The organism is Streptomyces pseudovenezuelae, from assembly GCF_029892565.1.
Lineage (GTDB): Bacteria > Actinomycetota > Actinomycetes > Streptomycetales > Streptomycetaceae > Streptomyces > Streptomyces pseudovenezuelae_A.
Genome location: NZ_JARXVH010000006.1, coordinates 412,563 through 427,064 on the forward strand (window position 1 = coordinate 412,563; position 14,502 = coordinate 427,064).

15 protein-coding genes and 6 tRNA genes are annotated in these 14,502 nt (G+C 69.0%); 13 read left to right on the plus strand and 8 right to left on the minus strand.

Features of this window, described 5'->3' with window-relative positions:
- Positions 1-64: 64 nt before the first annotated feature.
- Positions 65-364 (plus strand): zf-TFIIB domain-containing protein, encoded by a 300-nt coding sequence (locus tag M2283_RS21765; protein WP_280877988.1) that lies wholly within the window; start codon positions 65-67, stop codon positions 362-364.
- An 80-nt stretch (positions 365-444) separates the two neighbouring features.
- On the opposite strand, the gene M2283_RS21770 is transcribed toward M2283_RS21765, so the two are convergent.
- From M2283_RS21770 to M2283_RS21790, 5 genes are all read right to left on the minus strand, one after another.
- A tRNA-Val gene (locus M2283_RS21770) sits at positions 445-516 on the minus strand.
- A 32-nt stretch (positions 517-548) separates the two neighbouring features.
- Positions 549-620 (minus strand) — tRNA-Val (locus M2283_RS21775).
- 24 nt (positions 621-644) lie between these two features.
- A tRNA-Val gene (locus tag M2283_RS21780) sits at positions 645-716 on the minus strand.
- A 1-nt stretch (position 717) separates the two neighbouring features.
- A tRNA-Cys gene (locus tag M2283_RS21785) sits at positions 718-791 on the minus strand.
- 39 nt (positions 792-830) lie between these two features.
- Positions 831-903, minus strand: a tRNA-Gly gene (locus M2283_RS21790).
- A 179-nt stretch (positions 904-1,082) separates the two neighbouring features.
- On the opposite strand from M2283_RS21790, the gene M2283_RS21795 reads away from it, so the two are divergent.
- The 3 genes from M2283_RS21795 to M2283_RS21805 all read left to right on the plus strand — a co-directional run bounded on the left by M2283_RS21795 (position 1,083) and on the right by M2283_RS21805 (position 3,831).
- On the plus strand, positions 1,083-2,126 hold the full coding sequence (locus M2283_RS21795) for a chorismate-binding protein (RefSeq protein ID WP_280877989.1): 1,044 nt from the start codon (positions 1,083-1,085) through the stop codon (positions 2,124-2,126).
- Positions 2,123-2,944, plus strand: a complete 822-nt coding sequence (locus tag M2283_RS21800) for an aminotransferase class IV (protein ID WP_280877990.1) — start codon at positions 2,123-2,125, stop codon at positions 2,942-2,944. The genes M2283_RS21795 and M2283_RS21800 overlap by 4 nt, the downstream gene beginning before the upstream one ends.
- A 62-nt stretch (positions 2,945-3,006) precedes the next feature.
- A complete protein-coding gene (locus M2283_RS21805; protein ID WP_280877991.1) occupies positions 3,007-3,831 on the plus strand; it encodes a GNAT family N-acetyltransferase in 825 nt (274 codons plus the stop codon).
- 29 nt (positions 3,832-3,860) lie between these two features.
- Here the strand turns inward: M2283_RS21805 and M2283_RS21810 are convergent, their stop codons facing one another.
- The gene (locus tag M2283_RS21810) at positions 3,861-4,385 is read right to left on the minus strand and encodes a DsbA family protein (protein ID WP_280877992.1); all 525 of its coding nucleotides are present in this window, start codon (positions 4,383-4,385) and stop codon (positions 3,861-3,863) included.
- A gap of 229 nt (positions 4,386-4,614) precedes the next feature.
- Between M2283_RS21810 and M2283_RS21815 the strand changes: the two genes are divergently transcribed.
- Positions 4,615-5,061 carry a hypothetical protein gene (locus M2283_RS21815; RefSeq protein WP_280877993.1) on the plus strand — a complete coding sequence of 149 codons (447 nt, stop codon included), beginning with the start codon at positions 4,615-4,617 and terminating at the stop codon, positions 5,059-5,061.
- A 178-nt stretch (positions 5,062-5,239) separates the two neighbouring features.
- Positions 5,240-5,392 (plus strand): hypothetical protein, encoded by a 153-nt coding sequence (locus M2283_RS21820; RefSeq protein WP_280877994.1) that lies wholly within the window; start codon positions 5,240-5,242, stop codon positions 5,390-5,392.
- Between the two features lie 71 nt (positions 5,393-5,463).
- On the opposite strand, the gene M2283_RS21825 is transcribed toward M2283_RS21820, so the two are convergent.
- Both M2283_RS21825 and M2283_RS21830 read right to left on the minus strand, forming a co-directional pair.
- Positions 5,464-6,024, minus strand: coding sequence for a CGNR zinc finger domain-containing protein (locus M2283_RS21825; RefSeq protein WP_280877995.1), 561 nt, complete (start codon positions 6,022-6,024; stop codon positions 5,464-5,466).
- A 245-nt stretch (positions 6,025-6,269) separates the two neighbouring features.
- Positions 6,270-6,683 carry an SsgA family sporulation/cell division regulator gene (locus tag M2283_RS21830; RefSeq protein WP_004002642.1) on the minus strand — a complete coding sequence of 138 codons (414 nt, stop codon included), beginning with the start codon at positions 6,681-6,683 and terminating at the stop codon, positions 6,270-6,272.
- A gap of 191 nt (positions 6,684-6,874) precedes the next feature.
- Between M2283_RS21830 and M2283_RS21835 the strand changes: the two genes are divergently transcribed.
- From M2283_RS21835 to M2283_RS21865, 7 genes are all read left to right on the plus strand, one after another.
- Positions 6,875-7,342 (plus strand): TIGR02611 family protein, encoded by a 468-nt coding sequence (locus M2283_RS21835; RefSeq protein ID WP_280877996.1) that lies wholly within the window; start codon positions 6,875-6,877, stop codon positions 7,340-7,342.
- A gap of 76 nt (positions 7,343-7,418) precedes the next feature.
- Positions 7,419-7,490, plus strand: a tRNA-Val gene (locus M2283_RS21840).
- 385 nt (positions 7,491-7,875) lie between these two features.
- Positions 7,876-9,162 carry an ABC transporter substrate-binding protein gene (locus tag M2283_RS21845; RefSeq protein ID WP_280877997.1) on the plus strand — a complete coding sequence of 429 codons (1,287 nt, stop codon included), beginning with the start codon at positions 7,876-7,878 and terminating at the stop codon, positions 9,160-9,162.
- A gap of 14 nt (positions 9,163-9,176) precedes the next feature.
- Complete coding sequence (locus M2283_RS21850; protein ID WP_280877998.1) at positions 9,177-10,133, plus strand: carbohydrate ABC transporter permease; 957 nt, start codon at positions 9,177-9,179, stop codon at positions 10,131-10,133.
- Positions 10,130-11,005, plus strand: coding sequence for a carbohydrate ABC transporter permease (locus tag M2283_RS21855; RefSeq protein ID WP_280877999.1), 876 nt, complete (start codon positions 10,130-10,132; stop codon positions 11,003-11,005). The genes M2283_RS21850 and M2283_RS21855 overlap by 4 nt, the downstream gene beginning before the upstream one ends.
- 10 nt (positions 11,006-11,015) lie before the next feature.
- Entirely contained in the window at positions 11,016-11,606 is a 591-nt protein-coding gene (locus M2283_RS21860) for a hypothetical protein (RefSeq protein WP_280878000.1), read from the plus strand.
- A 126-nt stretch (positions 11,607-11,732) separates the two neighbouring features.
- The gene (locus M2283_RS21865) at positions 11,733-14,471 is read left to right on the plus strand and encodes a Tat pathway signal sequence domain protein (protein WP_280878001.1); all 2,739 of its coding nucleotides are present in this window, start codon (positions 11,733-11,735) and stop codon (positions 14,469-14,471) included.
- Positions 14,472-14,502 lie beyond the last annotated feature (31 nt).

Sequence of the window (14,502 nt, forward strand, 5' to 3'; positions counted from 1 at the left end):
GCCGGACAGAGTCTGTCCTGGCGAAACGCGAAACAGGTCCGACGGGCGAGGAGTTGAGCCGACCATGCAGTGTCCGAAGTGTCATGCGTCGATGCAGACGTACAACCGCAACGGCGTTCAGATCGAGCAGTGCAGCAACTGCCGCGGGATTTTTCTCGACTACGGCGAGCTCGAAGCGCTGACCCGCGTGGAGTCCCAGTGGCAGCAGCCCGCCCCGCCGCCCCCGGGCCCGCAGGGCTACCCGGCCCCGGCCGCACCCGTCTGGGGTGCCCCGCACGGCGGCGGTCACGGCGGAGCCCACTACGGCGGACACGGCGGTCACCACCGGCAAAAGAGCTTCGGCCGCATGCTGTTCTCCAGCTGACCGGAACCACGGTCCGGCAGCACGGTCCGGAACCACGAAGAAGCCCCCAACCGTTCAAGACGGTTGGGGGCTTCGATGTGTGGACGATACTGGGATTGAACCAGTGACCTCTTCCGTGTCAGGGAAGCGCTCTCCCGCTGAGCTAATCGTCCTCGGGAACCACCTGTACTGCGTGTGTACTACGTGCGCGATACTGGGATTGAACCAGTGACCTCTTCCGTGTCAGGGAAGCGCTCTCCCGCTGAGCTAATCGCGCGGGGTCGAAGCCTCACGGCTCCAGTGGACGATACTGGGATTGAACCAGTGACCTCTTCCGTGTCAGGGAAGCGCTCTCCCGCTGAGCTAATCGTCCTTGGAGGTGGAGACGGGATTTGAACCCGTGTAGACGGCTTTGCAGGCCGTTGCCTCGCCTCTCGGCCACTCCACCAGGAGCGCGGGGGTTCGGGAAGATCCCCCGTTTCCTACGAGCGGACGACCAGGTTCGAACTGGCGACCTCAACCTTGGCAAGGTTGCGCTCTACCAACTGAGCTACGTCCGCTTGTCGTTTCCGGTTCGCGTGCGCGACCCGGCGACGTGTTGAACTCTAGCGGATTCCGGGGCCAGCACAAAAACGCGTTTGTGCAGCGTGCTGCGCTGCGCCTGCTCACGCGCGTGGCCTGGGCATCCTCGGGGACACGGCCGGGCCACCTCCAGGACACCCGCCATAGACTCGACCGCGTGCTCGACCTTCCGCCCCTCGCACGCTTCGGTGACCGCGTCGCCACCGGGCTCCTCGACGTCACCGACGATCCCGCGGCCCTGGACTCCAACGGATTCTGGGCCGTCGCCGCGGACTTCGAGGGCCGCCTGACCTGCGCGCGCTTCGGCGACGTACGAGAGGAGCCGGTGCCCGCGCCGGTGCCGGGGCGGTGGCGGGGACCGGCGGCCGGTGACTGGACGTCGTCGCTCGACCGCGCCGCGTACACGGCGGGCGTGCGCCGGATCCGGGAGCACATCGCGGCCGGTGAGGTCTACCAGGCGAACCTCTGCCGGGTGCTCGCCGCACCCGTCGCCCCCGACGCCGACGTGGACGCCCTGACCGCCCTGCTGGCCCGCGGCAACCCGGCGCCGTACGCAGGAACGATCCGGCTGCCGGGCCACGGTGTGGAGATCGCGACCGCGTCACCCGAGCTGTTCCTGCGCCGCGCAGGCCGGGTCGTCGAGTCCGGGCCGATCAAGGGGACCGGGCGCACCGAGGCGGACCTCCTGGACAAGGACTACGCCGAGAACGTGATGATCGTGGACCTGGTCCGCAACGACCTCGGGCGGGTGTGCGCCACCGGCAGTGTGACCGTGCCCGACCTGTGCGCGGTGGAGAAGCATCCGGGGCTCGTGCACCTGGTGTCGACCGTCCATGGCGAGTTGCGGGACGGTGCCGGCTGGCCGGAACTGCTCGCCGCCGCCTTCCCGCCCGGCTCGGTCACCGGCGCGCCCAAGTCCAGCGCGCTGCGGATCATCGACGCTCTGGAGACGGCGCCGCGCGGCCCGTACTGCGGTGGCATCGGCTGGGTCGACGCCGATCGCGGGACGGGCGAGCTGGCCGTCGGGATCCGTACGTTCTGGATCGACCGGGCGCCGGGGGAGCTCCGCTTCGGCACCGGCGCCGGCATCACCTGGGGCTCCGACCCGGAGGGGGAGTGGCGGGAGACCGAGCTGAAGGCGGCCCGGCTGCTCGCGATAGCGTCGGGGGCGTACGAGGTGAGTGGAGAGGGACTGACGTGAAGATCTGGCTCGACGGCGGGCTGCAGGACATCGAGTCCGCCCGCGTCTCCGTCTTCGACCACGGACTGACCGTGGGCGACGGCATCTTCGAGACGCTGAAGGCGGTGGACGGCAGGCCGTTCGCGCTCACCCGGCACCTGGACCGGCTGACCGGCTCCGCACACGGCCTCGGCCTGCCGGACCCGGACCACGACGAGGTCCGCCGCGCCTGCGCCGCGGTGCTGGCCGCGAACCCGATGCCGCTCGGCCGACTGCGGATCACATACACGGGCGGTCACGGCCCGCTCGGTTCGGACCGCGGCGACCGCGGCCCCACCCTCGTCGTCGCACTCGGCGAGACCACCCGCCGCGCGGACTCCACCGCGGTGATCACGGTCCCGTGGACCCGCAACGAACGCGGCGCCCTCACCGGCCTGAAGACCACCTCGTACGCCGAGAACGTCGTGGCCCTGGCCCGCGCGCACGGCCACGGCGCCTCCGAGGCGCTGTTCCCCAACACGGTCGGGCAGCTCTGCGAGGGCACCGGGTCGAACGTCTTCGTCGTCCTGGACGGCGAGATCCACACGCCGCCGCTCGCCTCAGGGTGCCTCGCGGGCGTCACGCGCGCGTTGGCGGTCGAATGGACCGGCGCCAAGGAGACCGACCTGCCGCTCGACGTCCTGGAGCGGGCCGACGAGGTCTTCCTCACCTCCACCCTGCGGGACGTCCAGGCCGTGCACCGCGTCGACGACCGCGAACTCCCGGGCGCGCCGGGCCCGGTGACCGCCAAGGCCATGCGGATCTTCGACGAGCGGTCCGGCGACGACCAGGATCCGTGACAGTTCGGCGGCCCGGCAAATTGAGCTGACGTGGGCGTCCGTGGCGGGTAGAACTCCCCCTGATGACCACGACTCTGCGGCCGACCGAGCCGCTCCAGCGCGCCGCCGACGGGACCCGTTCACGCCACTACCAGGTGTGCGTGAACAGCCGTCCCGTCGGCACGCTCCACCTCGGCACCTCACCCGCCTTCGGCGACACGGTGGCCCGCATCGTCGACCTGCGCATCGAGGAGCCGGACCGCCGCCGGGGCCGCGGCACGGTGGCCGCGCTCGCCGCCGAGGAGGTGGCGCGCGGCTGGGGCTGCCGGCAGATCGAGATCGGCGTGGCCGCCGACGCGGAACCGGCCCTGCGGCTCGTCAAGGCGGTCGGCTACGTCCCGCGCAACCGCGGCATGCACAAGCAGCTCCCCGACGCCCCACCCACCCTGCCGACCGGCAGCAACGGCCGCCCCATGACCGAGGCCGACTTCGAGGCGTGGTACGCCCACGAGTCGGAGCAGTACGCGCGCACGTGGATCGAACGCGGCGTCCCCGAGGCCGAGGCGTACGCGAAGGCCCGGCGCGACCACGAGACCCAGCTCCCGCACGGACTCGCCACCGAGAACATGCTGTTCAGCGTCCTCGAACACGAGGGGGCCCGGGTGGGCACCCTGTGGCTGGCACTGACGGCCGAGGGGGCCTTCGTCTACGACGTCGAAGTCGACGCGGCGCAGCGAGGCCACGGACACGGCCGTACGCTCATGCTGCTCGCGGAGACCCAGGCGAGCGCCGCCGGCAGCAGCACCCTCGGCCTCAACGTGTTCGCCGGCAACGCCCCGGCCGAGCGGCTCTACGAGTCACTGGGCTACGAGACGACGCGGTACGCCCTCTACAAGCCGCTGATGTAGGCACGAGCCGCTGCTGGTGCCGGAACCGCTCAGGCCTCCTGCTCAGCCAGCAGTCGGTCCGCGATCGCCTCGATCCGCTCGCGCAGCCCCTCCTGGCTCTTGCTGCCGTCCAGGCGCTCCCCGCCGATGACGTACGTCGGTGTGCCGGTCACGCCGATCGCCTTGCCCTCGGCCTGGTCGGCGTCGACGATCAGGATGTGCCGGCCGTCGATCAGCGCGGTGTCGAACTCCTCGGCGTCCAGACCGAGTTCGCCGGCCACCTCGACCAGGAAGGGTTCTCCCCTACGGTCCAGCTCCGCGACCCGCTCCAGCACGGCCTCGACGTAGGGCCACCCCTGGCCCTGCTCCAGCGCCTCCTCCGCGGCCTGTGCGGCGGCGAAGGCGTGCTGGTGCTTCTCCAGCGGGAAGTGCCGCAGCCGCAGCTCAAGCCGGTCGCCGTAGCGGGCCCGCAGGGCGCGCAGATCCTCCAGGGCGGCACGGCAGTCGGGGCACTGGAGTTCGCACCAGACCTCGAGAACGGGGGCGGCGGGCAGTTCGGGGGAGGAGTCACTCATGGCCACAGTCTCCCAGTCAGGGCCCGCACACCCCAATCGGACGTCGGTCGGGTGCCGACGAAATACCTGATGGGGCACCGGATGACCGGTCCGTGACCGGCACCTGCGGATGAGCCGACCCGGAGATGTCCCTGATGTCCGGCCGGAGCATGGCCTCGCGGGGGTCGGACGGTGCAGGATGGAAGGGACGAAGCGACCCTGCCCGACCGGGGCCTGCCAGGAGGTTCGGATGATTGCCGAGACAGTCTGTTCCGCCGTGTCCGCGGCCGGCCTGGGCATCGCGGTCGTCACGGCGTACCGCAAGCGCTTCCTCTCCGCCGCCCGTATAGCCGCCTACTCGCTCGTGCCCGTCGGCCTGGTCATGACCGGTGTCGTGGGGTGGGTGGCGGACACGGCGTTCAGTCCGAGCGCCTGGGCCGGCTTCGTCGTGCTCGGTGCCTCGTGGATGCTGTTCATGGGGACGCGGGCCGTGGAGCGCCGTCGCGGCGGCACCCGCAAGGAGCGCAGGGAGGCCCGGGCCGCACAGCAGCCCGAGGCGGCGGTCGCCCCGAAGGCCTCGGCGCCCTCCCTGGGCCCGAGCACCCGATCGGCGTCCCGTCCGGCGAGCGCGCCCCGCGCGGGCGCGGGGGACGAGTTCAGCGACATCGAGGCCATCCTCAAGAAGCACGGCATATGAACCGCGCGGCAGCAGGGCATATGACCGGCGCATGACGACTGAAACGACACAGTGGATCACCACGGTGTCCGGAAGTGATCACGACCCGAAACGGACATCACGGAATTCTGTGAACTCCCAGTCATTACGGGCGTGTTGATCGCGCGGGGGGTGCGGTCTAGGACATCATCGCCGCGAGATGCTGGACACGACCCAGAGGGAAGCCGCGCCGCCGGAGGACGAGCCGCGTGGATGCCTCTTCGCCCTTTCCCAGCCACCGCTGATGATCTTCCTTGCGGTGATCGGGTGTCTGCTGCTCATGGCTGCGCTGCACGACCTGCTGTTGCTGTGAGCCGTACCCGTGGTCCCCGACGCCACCCGTCGGGGACCACGTCGACACCACCCTCCGTGCCGACCGCCGGTTCAGCCGGCCGCTTCCTTGCGGCGCGCCCGGTACGCGGCCACGTGCAACCGGTTTCCGCAGGTGCGGCTGTCGCAGTAGCGGCGTGAGCGGTTGCGGGAGAGGTCGACGAAGGCACGTCGGCAGTCCGGGGCCTCGCAGCGACGCAGCCGTTCCTGCTCACCGGCGACCACGAAGAAGGCCAGCGCCATCCCGCAGTCGGCGGCGAGGTGATCGGCGACGGACGCGCCGGGTGCGAAGTAGTGCACATGCCAGTCGTAGCCGTCGTGGTCCGTCAGACGCGGGGTGGTGCCGGCGGCGGCGACCAGCTCGTTGATCTGCCGGGCCGCGGCCCGGGGGTCCGCCTCGGCGAACACCGCCGCGAACCGCCCGCGGATCTTGCGCACCGCGGAGAGGTCGAACTCCGACAGGATCCCGACGTCGCTGATCTCGTGGTTTCGTACGAAATCCTCGAGAGTCACGGTGTCCGGCAGCCCGTCCGGGGTCGCGTCGTCCTCCGGTGCGGTGTTCACCAGGTCCACCACAGTGTCGAGGGCGCACCGGGTGTCGTGGGTGATGAGCACGTTTCGCTCCCTGGCCTGGGGGTCGGGAACACACCCGCCGTTGCTGGCCGATGGTAATGGCTCGGCCGGTCGTGGCACGGGTTCCGGCTCGGCACCCTTCGTGACGGAGTTCCTCCAGTACGCGCACCGGCGCCGCCACCGCGAAGGATCGCGGTGGCGGCGCCGGTGCGCACGGTATGCGGTTGTCGAAGCCCGAGCCGTCTCCCCGAGTCGACGGCGCCGGGCGGCTTCGTGCGGCCGCGGGCCTAGCTCTCCGCCAGGATGTGGGAGAGCTCTTGATCGAGATCGAAGTGCCGGTGTTCCGTGCCGGGGGGCACGGCGGCGTCCGTTCGCTTCAGGAAGGACTCCAGCGCCCGCGCCGGGGCCTCCAGGAGGGCTTCGCCCTCCGGGGAGCTCAGGGCGATGCACACGACGCCCTGACCGTGGCTGCGCGACGGCCAGACACGGACGTCGCCGGTGCCGGTGGGCCGGTGGAGGCCTTCCGCGAGGAGGTCGCGGGCGAACACCCACTCGACGGTCTCCTCGGCTCCGGTGTGGAAGGTGGCGTGCACGGCGTAGGGGTCGGCCGTGTCGTACCGCAGGCCTGCGGGGACAGGCAGGGAGGACTCGCTCGACACAACGAGGCGCAGGTGCAGCTCGCAGCTGACCGTGGTGTTCATAAGCGCCAGGGCCTTTCGCTCAGTGTGCGCTCGGGGATTCGCACGTCGGCGAAATCGACATGCCACCTACGGTGCCGTTGTAAACCCCTCTGAGTGTTTTGCGTGCCTTTACGTAACTCTTCCGGCCGAGAGCCTGTTCGCACGGTACGACCATTCCGGTGACCGGTTTCCGTCCGGTAGGGTTTGGCCGTATGAATACGGGGAGTGACGAGCCGGGCGAGGTCGCCGTGGCATCGGACGGGAACGGCGCGGACGGGACGAAGGCGGACGCCACGGACGGTGAGCGGGGCCTCGGCTCCAGGGCGCCGGAGTTCGTCAAGGCACGCCGCGTCCTGCACCTGAGCTGGCAGGTCGGCATCTTCGTGATCGGCCTCGCGGTCGTGGCCGCCGGCATCGTGATGCTGCCGCTGCCGGGACCCGGCTGGGTCGTGATCTTCGGCGGCATGGCGATCTGGGCGACCGAGTTCGTCTGGGCCCAGCTGGTGCTGCGCTGGACCAAGCGCAAGGTCACGGAGGCGGCCCAGAAGGCCCTCGATCCCAGGGTGCGGCGGCGCAACATCATCCTGACCTCGATCGGCCTCGTGATCATCGGCACCCTGGTCGGTGTCTACCTGTGGAAGTTCGGCCTCGAGATGCCCTGGAACATCAAGGACCAGTGACCCGCGCGGGGGCGCCGCCGCGGCTCGGCGACGGTCACAGGTACCCGCTGACATGGGGTAATCTTCTCCTGCGTCCGGGCGATTAGCTCAGTGGGAGAGCGCTTCGTTCACACCGAAGAGGTCACTGGTTCGAACCCAGTATCGCCCACCCGGAAACGGCGGCCCATCTGCTTCAGAGCGGGTGGGCCGCCGTCGTGCGTGCGTCGAGGGCATGGCTCGTTCGTGCTGTGCCGCGTCTGGCCGGGGGCGTGTGGCGGCGGCGCTGAGACTCCCTCAAGCAGCTGCTCCCGGACGTTTTCTCGCGGCGGGGGCCGTCTCCCGTTCGGCCTGTCGGCCGCGCGCCTCCCACCTGCGACGGCGTCGCGTCGACCGCCCCGTCCTGCCGCCGAGTGCGCCGGCACCGTCCGGCCGGCCCCCGAGAAATTCCTGTCCGAATCATTGACGCACCCCTGGGCCCTCCGTACCTTGTGCCAGCAAGCGCTTACTTGAAACGATTCATGCAGGCGGCAACGATGCCGGGGAGGGGCCCGACTGTGGGAACCAGCAGGAATGTCGAGAGACGTACGATCCTCAAGGCCGCCGGAGCTTCGGCGGCCGCGCTCGGGCTGGCGGCGACGACGGGCTGCGGTGGTGAAAGCGGTTCCGGAGACGGGAATGTGACGCTCCGTTATGCGTGGTGGGGCGGCGAACCGCGCACCATCGCCATCAAGAAGACGATCGCACTCTTCGAGAAGAAGTACCCGAAGATCAAAATCAAGCCCGAATTCACCGACTACGAGGCGTTCTGGGAGAAGTTCCAGACCCAGGCCTCCGGTGGAAATCCGCCGGACGTTTTCCAGAATGCGATCGGCTTTCTGCGCAAGTACGACAAGCGCGGAGTTCTGATGGACCTCAAGACGCAGGCGGACTCCGGGAATCTGAGTCTGGAGAACTTCCGGAACGGAGTTCTGACGGCCGGTCAAGCCGACGGCAAACAACTCGGCGTACCCGTCGGCGCCAACACCATGGCGCTCGTCATCGACCTCAAGGCCTTCAAGAGGGCGGGCGTGGAGGCGAGGTTCGGCTGGACCTGGGACGAGTACTTCGACGCGCTCCAGACGATCCAGGACAAGCTGAAGATCGCAGGTGACACCGGCTACTTCAACATCATGTACCTCTACGACCTCTACCTGCGCCAGAACGGCAAGGCCTTCTTCACCGACTCGGACCTCGGTTTCACCGAGGACGATCTGACCCAGTGGTGGGCGGACGGCTACAAGCGTGTGAAGTCCGGGCTGGTCGCCGACCCGAAGAAGATCGAGCAGGTCAAGCCCAAGTCGGGTCTCTCGGCGGGCCTGGCCGCGTCCGAGTTCACCTGGGACAACTTCTCCATCCGCTACGAGGGTGAGGGCGAGTCGGACTACGGGCTCGCGCCGATCCCCACCACGGACGGCAAGGACACCGGCCAGTACCTCGGTTCGCTGATGCTCAGCGCCTTCGCGGGCACGAAGCACCCCAAGGAAACGGCCCAGTTCATCGACTTCATGGTCCACGACCCCGAGGTCGGCAAGATCATGGGCTACGACCGCGGCATCCTCGCCACCACCGAGCAGTACGCGGCGTTCAAGCCCACCGACGCCAGCAACAAGGGCGTCGCGGCCTACGAGACCGACGTCGCCGACGCCGGTGTGCTCGGGAAGATCACCCCGCACCCGTCCGGCGCCGACGTCATCGAGGCGGCGTTCCTGCGGATCGGCGGCGAGGTGGCCCAGGGCAAGTCCAAGCCGGCCGACGCCGCCAAGGCGCTGTTCGGCGAGGCCAAGGCCGCGTTCGCGGGCTGAGGGGACGTACCACCATGACGCTCGTCAAGGAAGCGCCCGTGCGCCCGGCCGGGAAGCGGTCCGCCCCTCCCGCCGCCGGGCGGCGCGGGCGGCGCCGCGAGAACCTCGCCGGCTTTCTCTTCATGTCGCCGTGGATCGCGGGGTTCCTGCTGCTCACCGCGGGGCCGATGATCGCGTCGCTGTACTACGCGTTCACCAGCTACAACCTGTTCACGCCGCCCAAGTGGGTGGGGCTCGACAACTTCACGACGATGTTCCAGGACCCGCGCTGGCAGAAGTCGGTCGAGGTCACGCTGAAGTACGTCGTCGTGGCGACCCCGCTCAAGCTGCTGCTCGCGCTCGGGGTCGCGCTGCTGCTCGCGCAGAAGCGGCGCGGCGAAGGGCTGTACCGGGCCGCGTTCTACCTGCCCTCGCTCATCGGGGCCAGCGTCTCCGTGGGCTTCGTCTGGCGGGCGCTGTTCTCCGACGACGCCGTCGTGGACCGTACGCAGAAGATCTTCGGGGTCGACGTCGGCGGCTGGATCGGCAATCCGGACTATGTCCTGTACTCCCTGGTGGCGCTGAGCATCTGGCAGTTCGGGGCGCCGATGGTCATCTTCCTGGCCGGGCTCAAGCAAGTTCCGCGGGAGCTGTACGAGGCCGCCGAGGTGGACGGGGCCGGTCCGCTGCGGCGGTTCTGGAACATCACGCTGCCGATGATCTCGCCGGTGCTGTTCTTCAACGTGCTGCTGGAGTCCATCCACGCGTTCCAGGTGTTCGGCTCCGCCTACGTCGTCTCCGACACCCGGTGCGGACCCGCCGACGCCACACTCGTCTACACCTGTTACCTCTACCAGAAGGGCTTCAAGGAGGCCCAGATGGGCTTCGCCTCCGCGATGGCCTGGACGCTGGTGGTCGCGGTCGCGCTCGTCACGGCGGTCCTGTTCTGGTCGCAGAAGAAGTGGGTGCACTACGAGGAGGCCGCCAAGTGACCAGTGTCACCAGCCCTGTTGCGCGCGGCGCGAGCGAGCGGCGGCGTACCGGATCGCTCGTCTGGCACGTGGGCGCGCTCGTCCTTCTCGGGGTGGTCCTGTATCCCGTGATCTGGGTGGTCGGTGCTTCGTTCAAGCCGAGCAAGGACATCATCGCCGGCCTCGACCTGCTGCCCGCCAAGCCGATCTGGTCGAACTTCTCCGGGCTCGCCGACGGTATCTCCGGCATCTCCATCAGCAGCTTCTTCGTCAACTCCCTTATGTACGCGGTCCTCGCCGTGGTCGGTGTCGTGGTGTCGAGCTCGCTGACCGCCTACGCCTTCGCCAAGATCCGGTTCGCCGGGCGGAACCTGCTGTTCACGCTGATGATCGGCACCCTGCTGCTGCCGTACCACGTCCTGCTCATCCCGCAGTACGTGCTGTTCCGCAAGCTCGATCTCGTCGACACGCTGGTGCCGCTCGTGGCGGGCAAGTTCCTGGCGACGGAGGCGTTCTTCGTCTTCCTGATGGTGCAGTTCATGCGCGGGCTGCCGCGCGAACTGGACGAGGCGGCCAAGCTCGACGGCTGCGGCCATCTGCGGACCTACTGGTCGATCGTGCTGCCGCTGTGCCGGCCCGCCGTCATCACCGCCGCCATCTTCACGTTCATCAACGCGTGGAACGACTTCATGGGGCCGTTGATCTACCTCAACACCCCCTCCAAATACACCGTTTCGCTGGGCCTGATGATGTTCCGCGATCAGGAGGGCGTCTCCAACTACGGCGGCATGATCGCGATGTCCCTGGTGGCGCTGGTGCCGGTCATCGCCTTCTTCATGGCTTTCCAGCGCTACCTCATCGACGGCATGGCGACCTCCGGACTGAAGGGCTGAGGCGGTCACCATGGCCCAGGCGCGAGTGAAAGCGCGTAAGGAATCGGTGCTCGCCGAACGGTTCGCGGTCTTCGCCGAATGTCTGCTCGTCGGGGTGTGGATCGCCGTGGCCTCGCTGGGAGTTGTCACCTATCCGGCGGCGATCGCCGCCGGGGCACGGCATCTTCGGCGGCGTACATCCCACCAGGTGGGCGGCTGGCGGGAGTTCGTCGGTGATTTTCGTACGGCGGTGCGCGGCGGGTGGGTCGTCGGGCTCGCCGGCTGGGTCGCGGTCGGCGCGGTCTGGGTGGACGTGCTGGCCGCGCGGGCCGGGATTCCCGGTGGGCCGTTCGTCGGTGCCGTCGGTGTCTTCGCGCTGATCGGACTCGTCGTGGCCCTGCTGCGGGCGGCGGCCGTGTGGACGCCCGGTGCCGCCTGGCGAGGGCTGCTCGCGGACGGCGGCAGGCGGACGGTGCTGGATCCCGCCGGGTCCTTCCTGGTCGTCTGCGGGCTGGCCGTCGTCACCCTGACCGCCCTGTTCGTCGCGCCGCTCGCGGTCCCCGTCCTGGGGGCTGTCGTGGCGGCGGCCGTCGCCGTGGAGGAGCGCCACCGGCACCGCTGACGGGCGGTGCCCCTGTTACCGGGTCGGCTTCCTGGGCGCCGCATCTCCATCTGTCATGCCCCTGACCACATGCGCAGAGCAACGTCCCCGCACGGATCCCGCACGGAAAGGAAAGGCTGAACTCTCATGTCTCCCATCCCCCGCAGGTCCCTCCTCAAGGCGGCCGCCGTCGCCGGAGCCGCCGCGCAGTTCAGCTGGGCGCTGGGCGCCAGGGACGCGCAGGCCGCGCCCGGAGCCGAGGCGGTCGATGCCGATCCGGTGACCCTGGACTGGCTGGAGGACGGCGGCCTCGGCGCCGCCCCCGGCTCCACCGTCGGTGTCCCGTGGCCCAAGGGCGCGTACGCGGCCGACCAGGCCTTCGCGCTGACGGATGCGGACGGCAAGGCCGTGCCCGTGCAGTCGTGGCCGATCGCCTACTGGCCTGACGGCTCCCTCAAGTGGACGGCCCACGCGGTGAGTTCGGGCACCGGCAAGCTCACCCTCGCCGTCGGCGCGACGAGTGCTCCCGAGAAGAAGGTCACCGTCGACCGGAGCGGCGGCACCATCGACGTCTCCACCGGGGTCATCGACGTGAAGATCGGCAAGTCCGGCTCCACGCTGGTGAAATCGGTGAAGCGCGGCTCGACGGAGATCGCCAGGAACGGGCGGCTCGTCCTGCTGCGGCAGCCCGAGATCGAGGACGGAGACCAGGGCACGGTCAAGTACGAGCGCTTCGAGAGCGCCATCGGCGCGGTGACCGTCGAACAGGACGGCCCGGTCCGGGCCGTGGTCCGCATCGACGGCAAGCACCGCAAGGGGGACCGGAGTTGGCTGCCGTTCTCCATCCGGCTGTACTTCTACGCCGGTGCCGACTCCTTCCGCATGGTGCACACCATCACGTTCGACGGGAAGCAGGAACCGGGCAAGGCTAGCGGTGACTTCATCCGCGGGCTCGGCGTCCGCTTCGGCGTGCCGATGCGCGACGAGGCCTACGACCGGCACATCCGCATCGGCGGCGAAGGAACCGGGCTGCTGCGGGAGGCGGTCAAGGGGATCACCGGACTGCGCCGCGACCCGGGCGCGGCCGTGCAGGCGGCGCAGTACGCGGGGCAGAAGCTGCCCGACCCGGCCACCTGGGACCAGCGGGTCACCACCCGCCTCCAGTACATCCCCGAGTGGGGCGACTACACCCTCTCCCAGCTCTCCGCCGACGGCTTCACCCTGCGCAAGCGCACCAAGAAGGGACACGGCTGGATCGGCGCCGGCGGTGGCGGGCGGGCGTCCGGGTTCGGCTACGTCGGTGGCGCGAGCGGCGGATTCTCCTTCGGGCTGAGGGACTTCTGGGAGAAGCACCCCGCCCAGCTCGACATCCGCGACGCCCAGACCGACGAGGCCGAGGTCACCCTCTGGCTCTGGTCGCCCGAGGCGCAGCCCATGGACCTGCGCTTCTACCACGACGGCATGGGCCAGGACACCTACGCAGAACAGCTCCAGGGCCTGGAGATCACCTACGAGGACTACGAACCCGAGTTCGGCACCCCGTACGGCATCGCCCGCACCTCCGAACTCCTCTTCTGGGCCAACGAGTCGACCCCCTCGGCCGAGACACTGGCCCAACAGGTCGAGGCCGTAAGGGTGTTGCCCCAACTTGCCGCCCCGCCCAAGCAGCTCATCAAGGCCAAGGTCTTCGGCCCCGGTCTCTACTCCGAGCCGGACCGCTCCACGCCCGCCAAGGCGAAGATCGAGGACCATCTCGACTTCCTCTTCACCTACTACAAGGACCAGGTGGAGCAACGCCGTTGGTACGGCTTCTGGGACTACGGCGACATCATGCACAGCTACGACACCGTCAGACACCAGTGGCGGTACGACATCGGCGGGTACGCCTGGGACAACTCCGAGCTCTCGCCCGACCTTTGGCTCTGGTTCGCGTACCTCCGCTCGGGCCGCGCCGACATCTTCCGCTTCGCGGAGTCGATGACCCGGCACACCGGCGAGGTGGACGTCTACCACCTGGGGGAGTGGGCGGGCCTCGGCACCCGGCACGGTGTGCAGCACTACGCCGACAGCGCCAAGCAACAACGCATCGCCAACACCACGTACCGCCGCTACTACTACTTCCTCACCGCCGACGAGCGGGTCGGCGACCTCATGCACGCCAACGTCGACTCCGACGAGACGTTCCTCGTCCTCGACCCGATCCGCAAGATCCGCACCGAGCCGTACACACCCGACCGGCACGCTCTGTCGATCGGGTTCGGCACGGACTGGAGCGGTCTTGTCTCGGCGTGGCTGACCGAGTGGGAGCGCAAGGGGCCCAAGTGGGAGAAGGCCAAGGCGCGGGTCCTGTCCACGATGGAGACGATTGCCGCGCAGCCCAACGGGTTCGTGCAGGGGAGCGGGTTGTACGACCTCGACACGGGCAGGTTCGCGATCGCGGGCGCGCCTGTCGTCTCCGTGTCCCACCTCTCGGCCGTCTTCGGTCTCAATGAGCTGTGCGCCGAGCTGATCGACCTGGTGGACATGCCGAAATTCAATGAGGCGTACTTCGACTACTGCCGGTACTTCAACGCCAGCAAGACGGAGCAAGCTGCGCGGTACGGCTCCAACTTCGGGACTCTGCTGCTGTTCCAGGGGCATTCGCGGCTCGATGCGTACGCGGCCGTCCAGACCGGGGACGCTGCGCTGGCCAAGCGGGCGTGGAGCAAGTTCTACAGCTCCGACGGTTATATGGAGTCCTCGCCTTGGAAGACCGTGGAGTTGAGCGGGCCGGTTGCTCTGGTCGCGGGTAGTGAGGCGAGTTGGGTGTCCACGAATGACACCGCGCTGTACGGGCTTGCCGCGATCGAGAATTTGGCGTTGCTCGGGGACAAGATGCCGTCGTAATCGGCTGCGGGTGCGTCGTGGCTGGTCGCGC

Bases quoted from the DNA above. Each gene is read 5' to 3' on its own strand.
- M2283_RS21860 (WP_280878000.1), top strand. From the start codon at position 11,016: ATGGCCCAGGCGCGAGTGAAAGCGCGTAAGGAATCGGTGCTCGCCGAA.
- M2283_RS21835 (WP_280877996.1), top strand. From the start codon at position 6,875: ATGAATACGGGGAGTGACGAGCCGGGCGAGGTCGCCGTGGCATCGGAC.
- M2283_RS21865 (WP_280878001.1), top strand. From the start codon at position 11,733: ATGTCTCCCATCCCCCGCAGGTCCCTCCTCAAGGCGGCCGCCGTCGCC.
- M2283_RS21810 (WP_280877992.1), bottom strand. From the start codon at position 4,385: ATGAGTGACTCCTCCCCCGAACTGCCCGCCGCCCCCGTTCTCGAGGTC.
- M2283_RS21850 (WP_280877998.1), top strand. From the start codon at position 9,177: ATGACGCTCGTCAAGGAAGCGCCCGTGCGCCCGGCCGGGAAGCGGTCC.
- M2283_RS21765 (WP_280877988.1), top strand. From the start codon at position 65: ATGCAGTGTCCGAAGTGTCATGCGTCGATGCAGACGTACAACCGCAAC.
- M2283_RS21820 (WP_280877994.1), top strand. From the start codon at position 5,240: ATGCTGGACACGACCCAGAGGGAAGCCGCGCCGCCGGAGGACGAGCCG.
- M2283_RS21815 (WP_280877993.1), top strand. From the start codon at position 4,615: ATGATTGCCGAGACAGTCTGTTCCGCCGTGTCCGCGGCCGGCCTGGGC.
- M2283_RS21805 (WP_280877991.1), top strand. From the start codon at position 3,007: ATGACCACGACTCTGCGGCCGACCGAGCCGCTCCAGCGCGCCGCCGAC.
- M2283_RS21830 (WP_004002642.1), bottom strand. From the start codon at position 6,683: ATGAACACCACGGTCAGCTGCGAGCTGCACCTGCGCCTCGTTGTGTCG.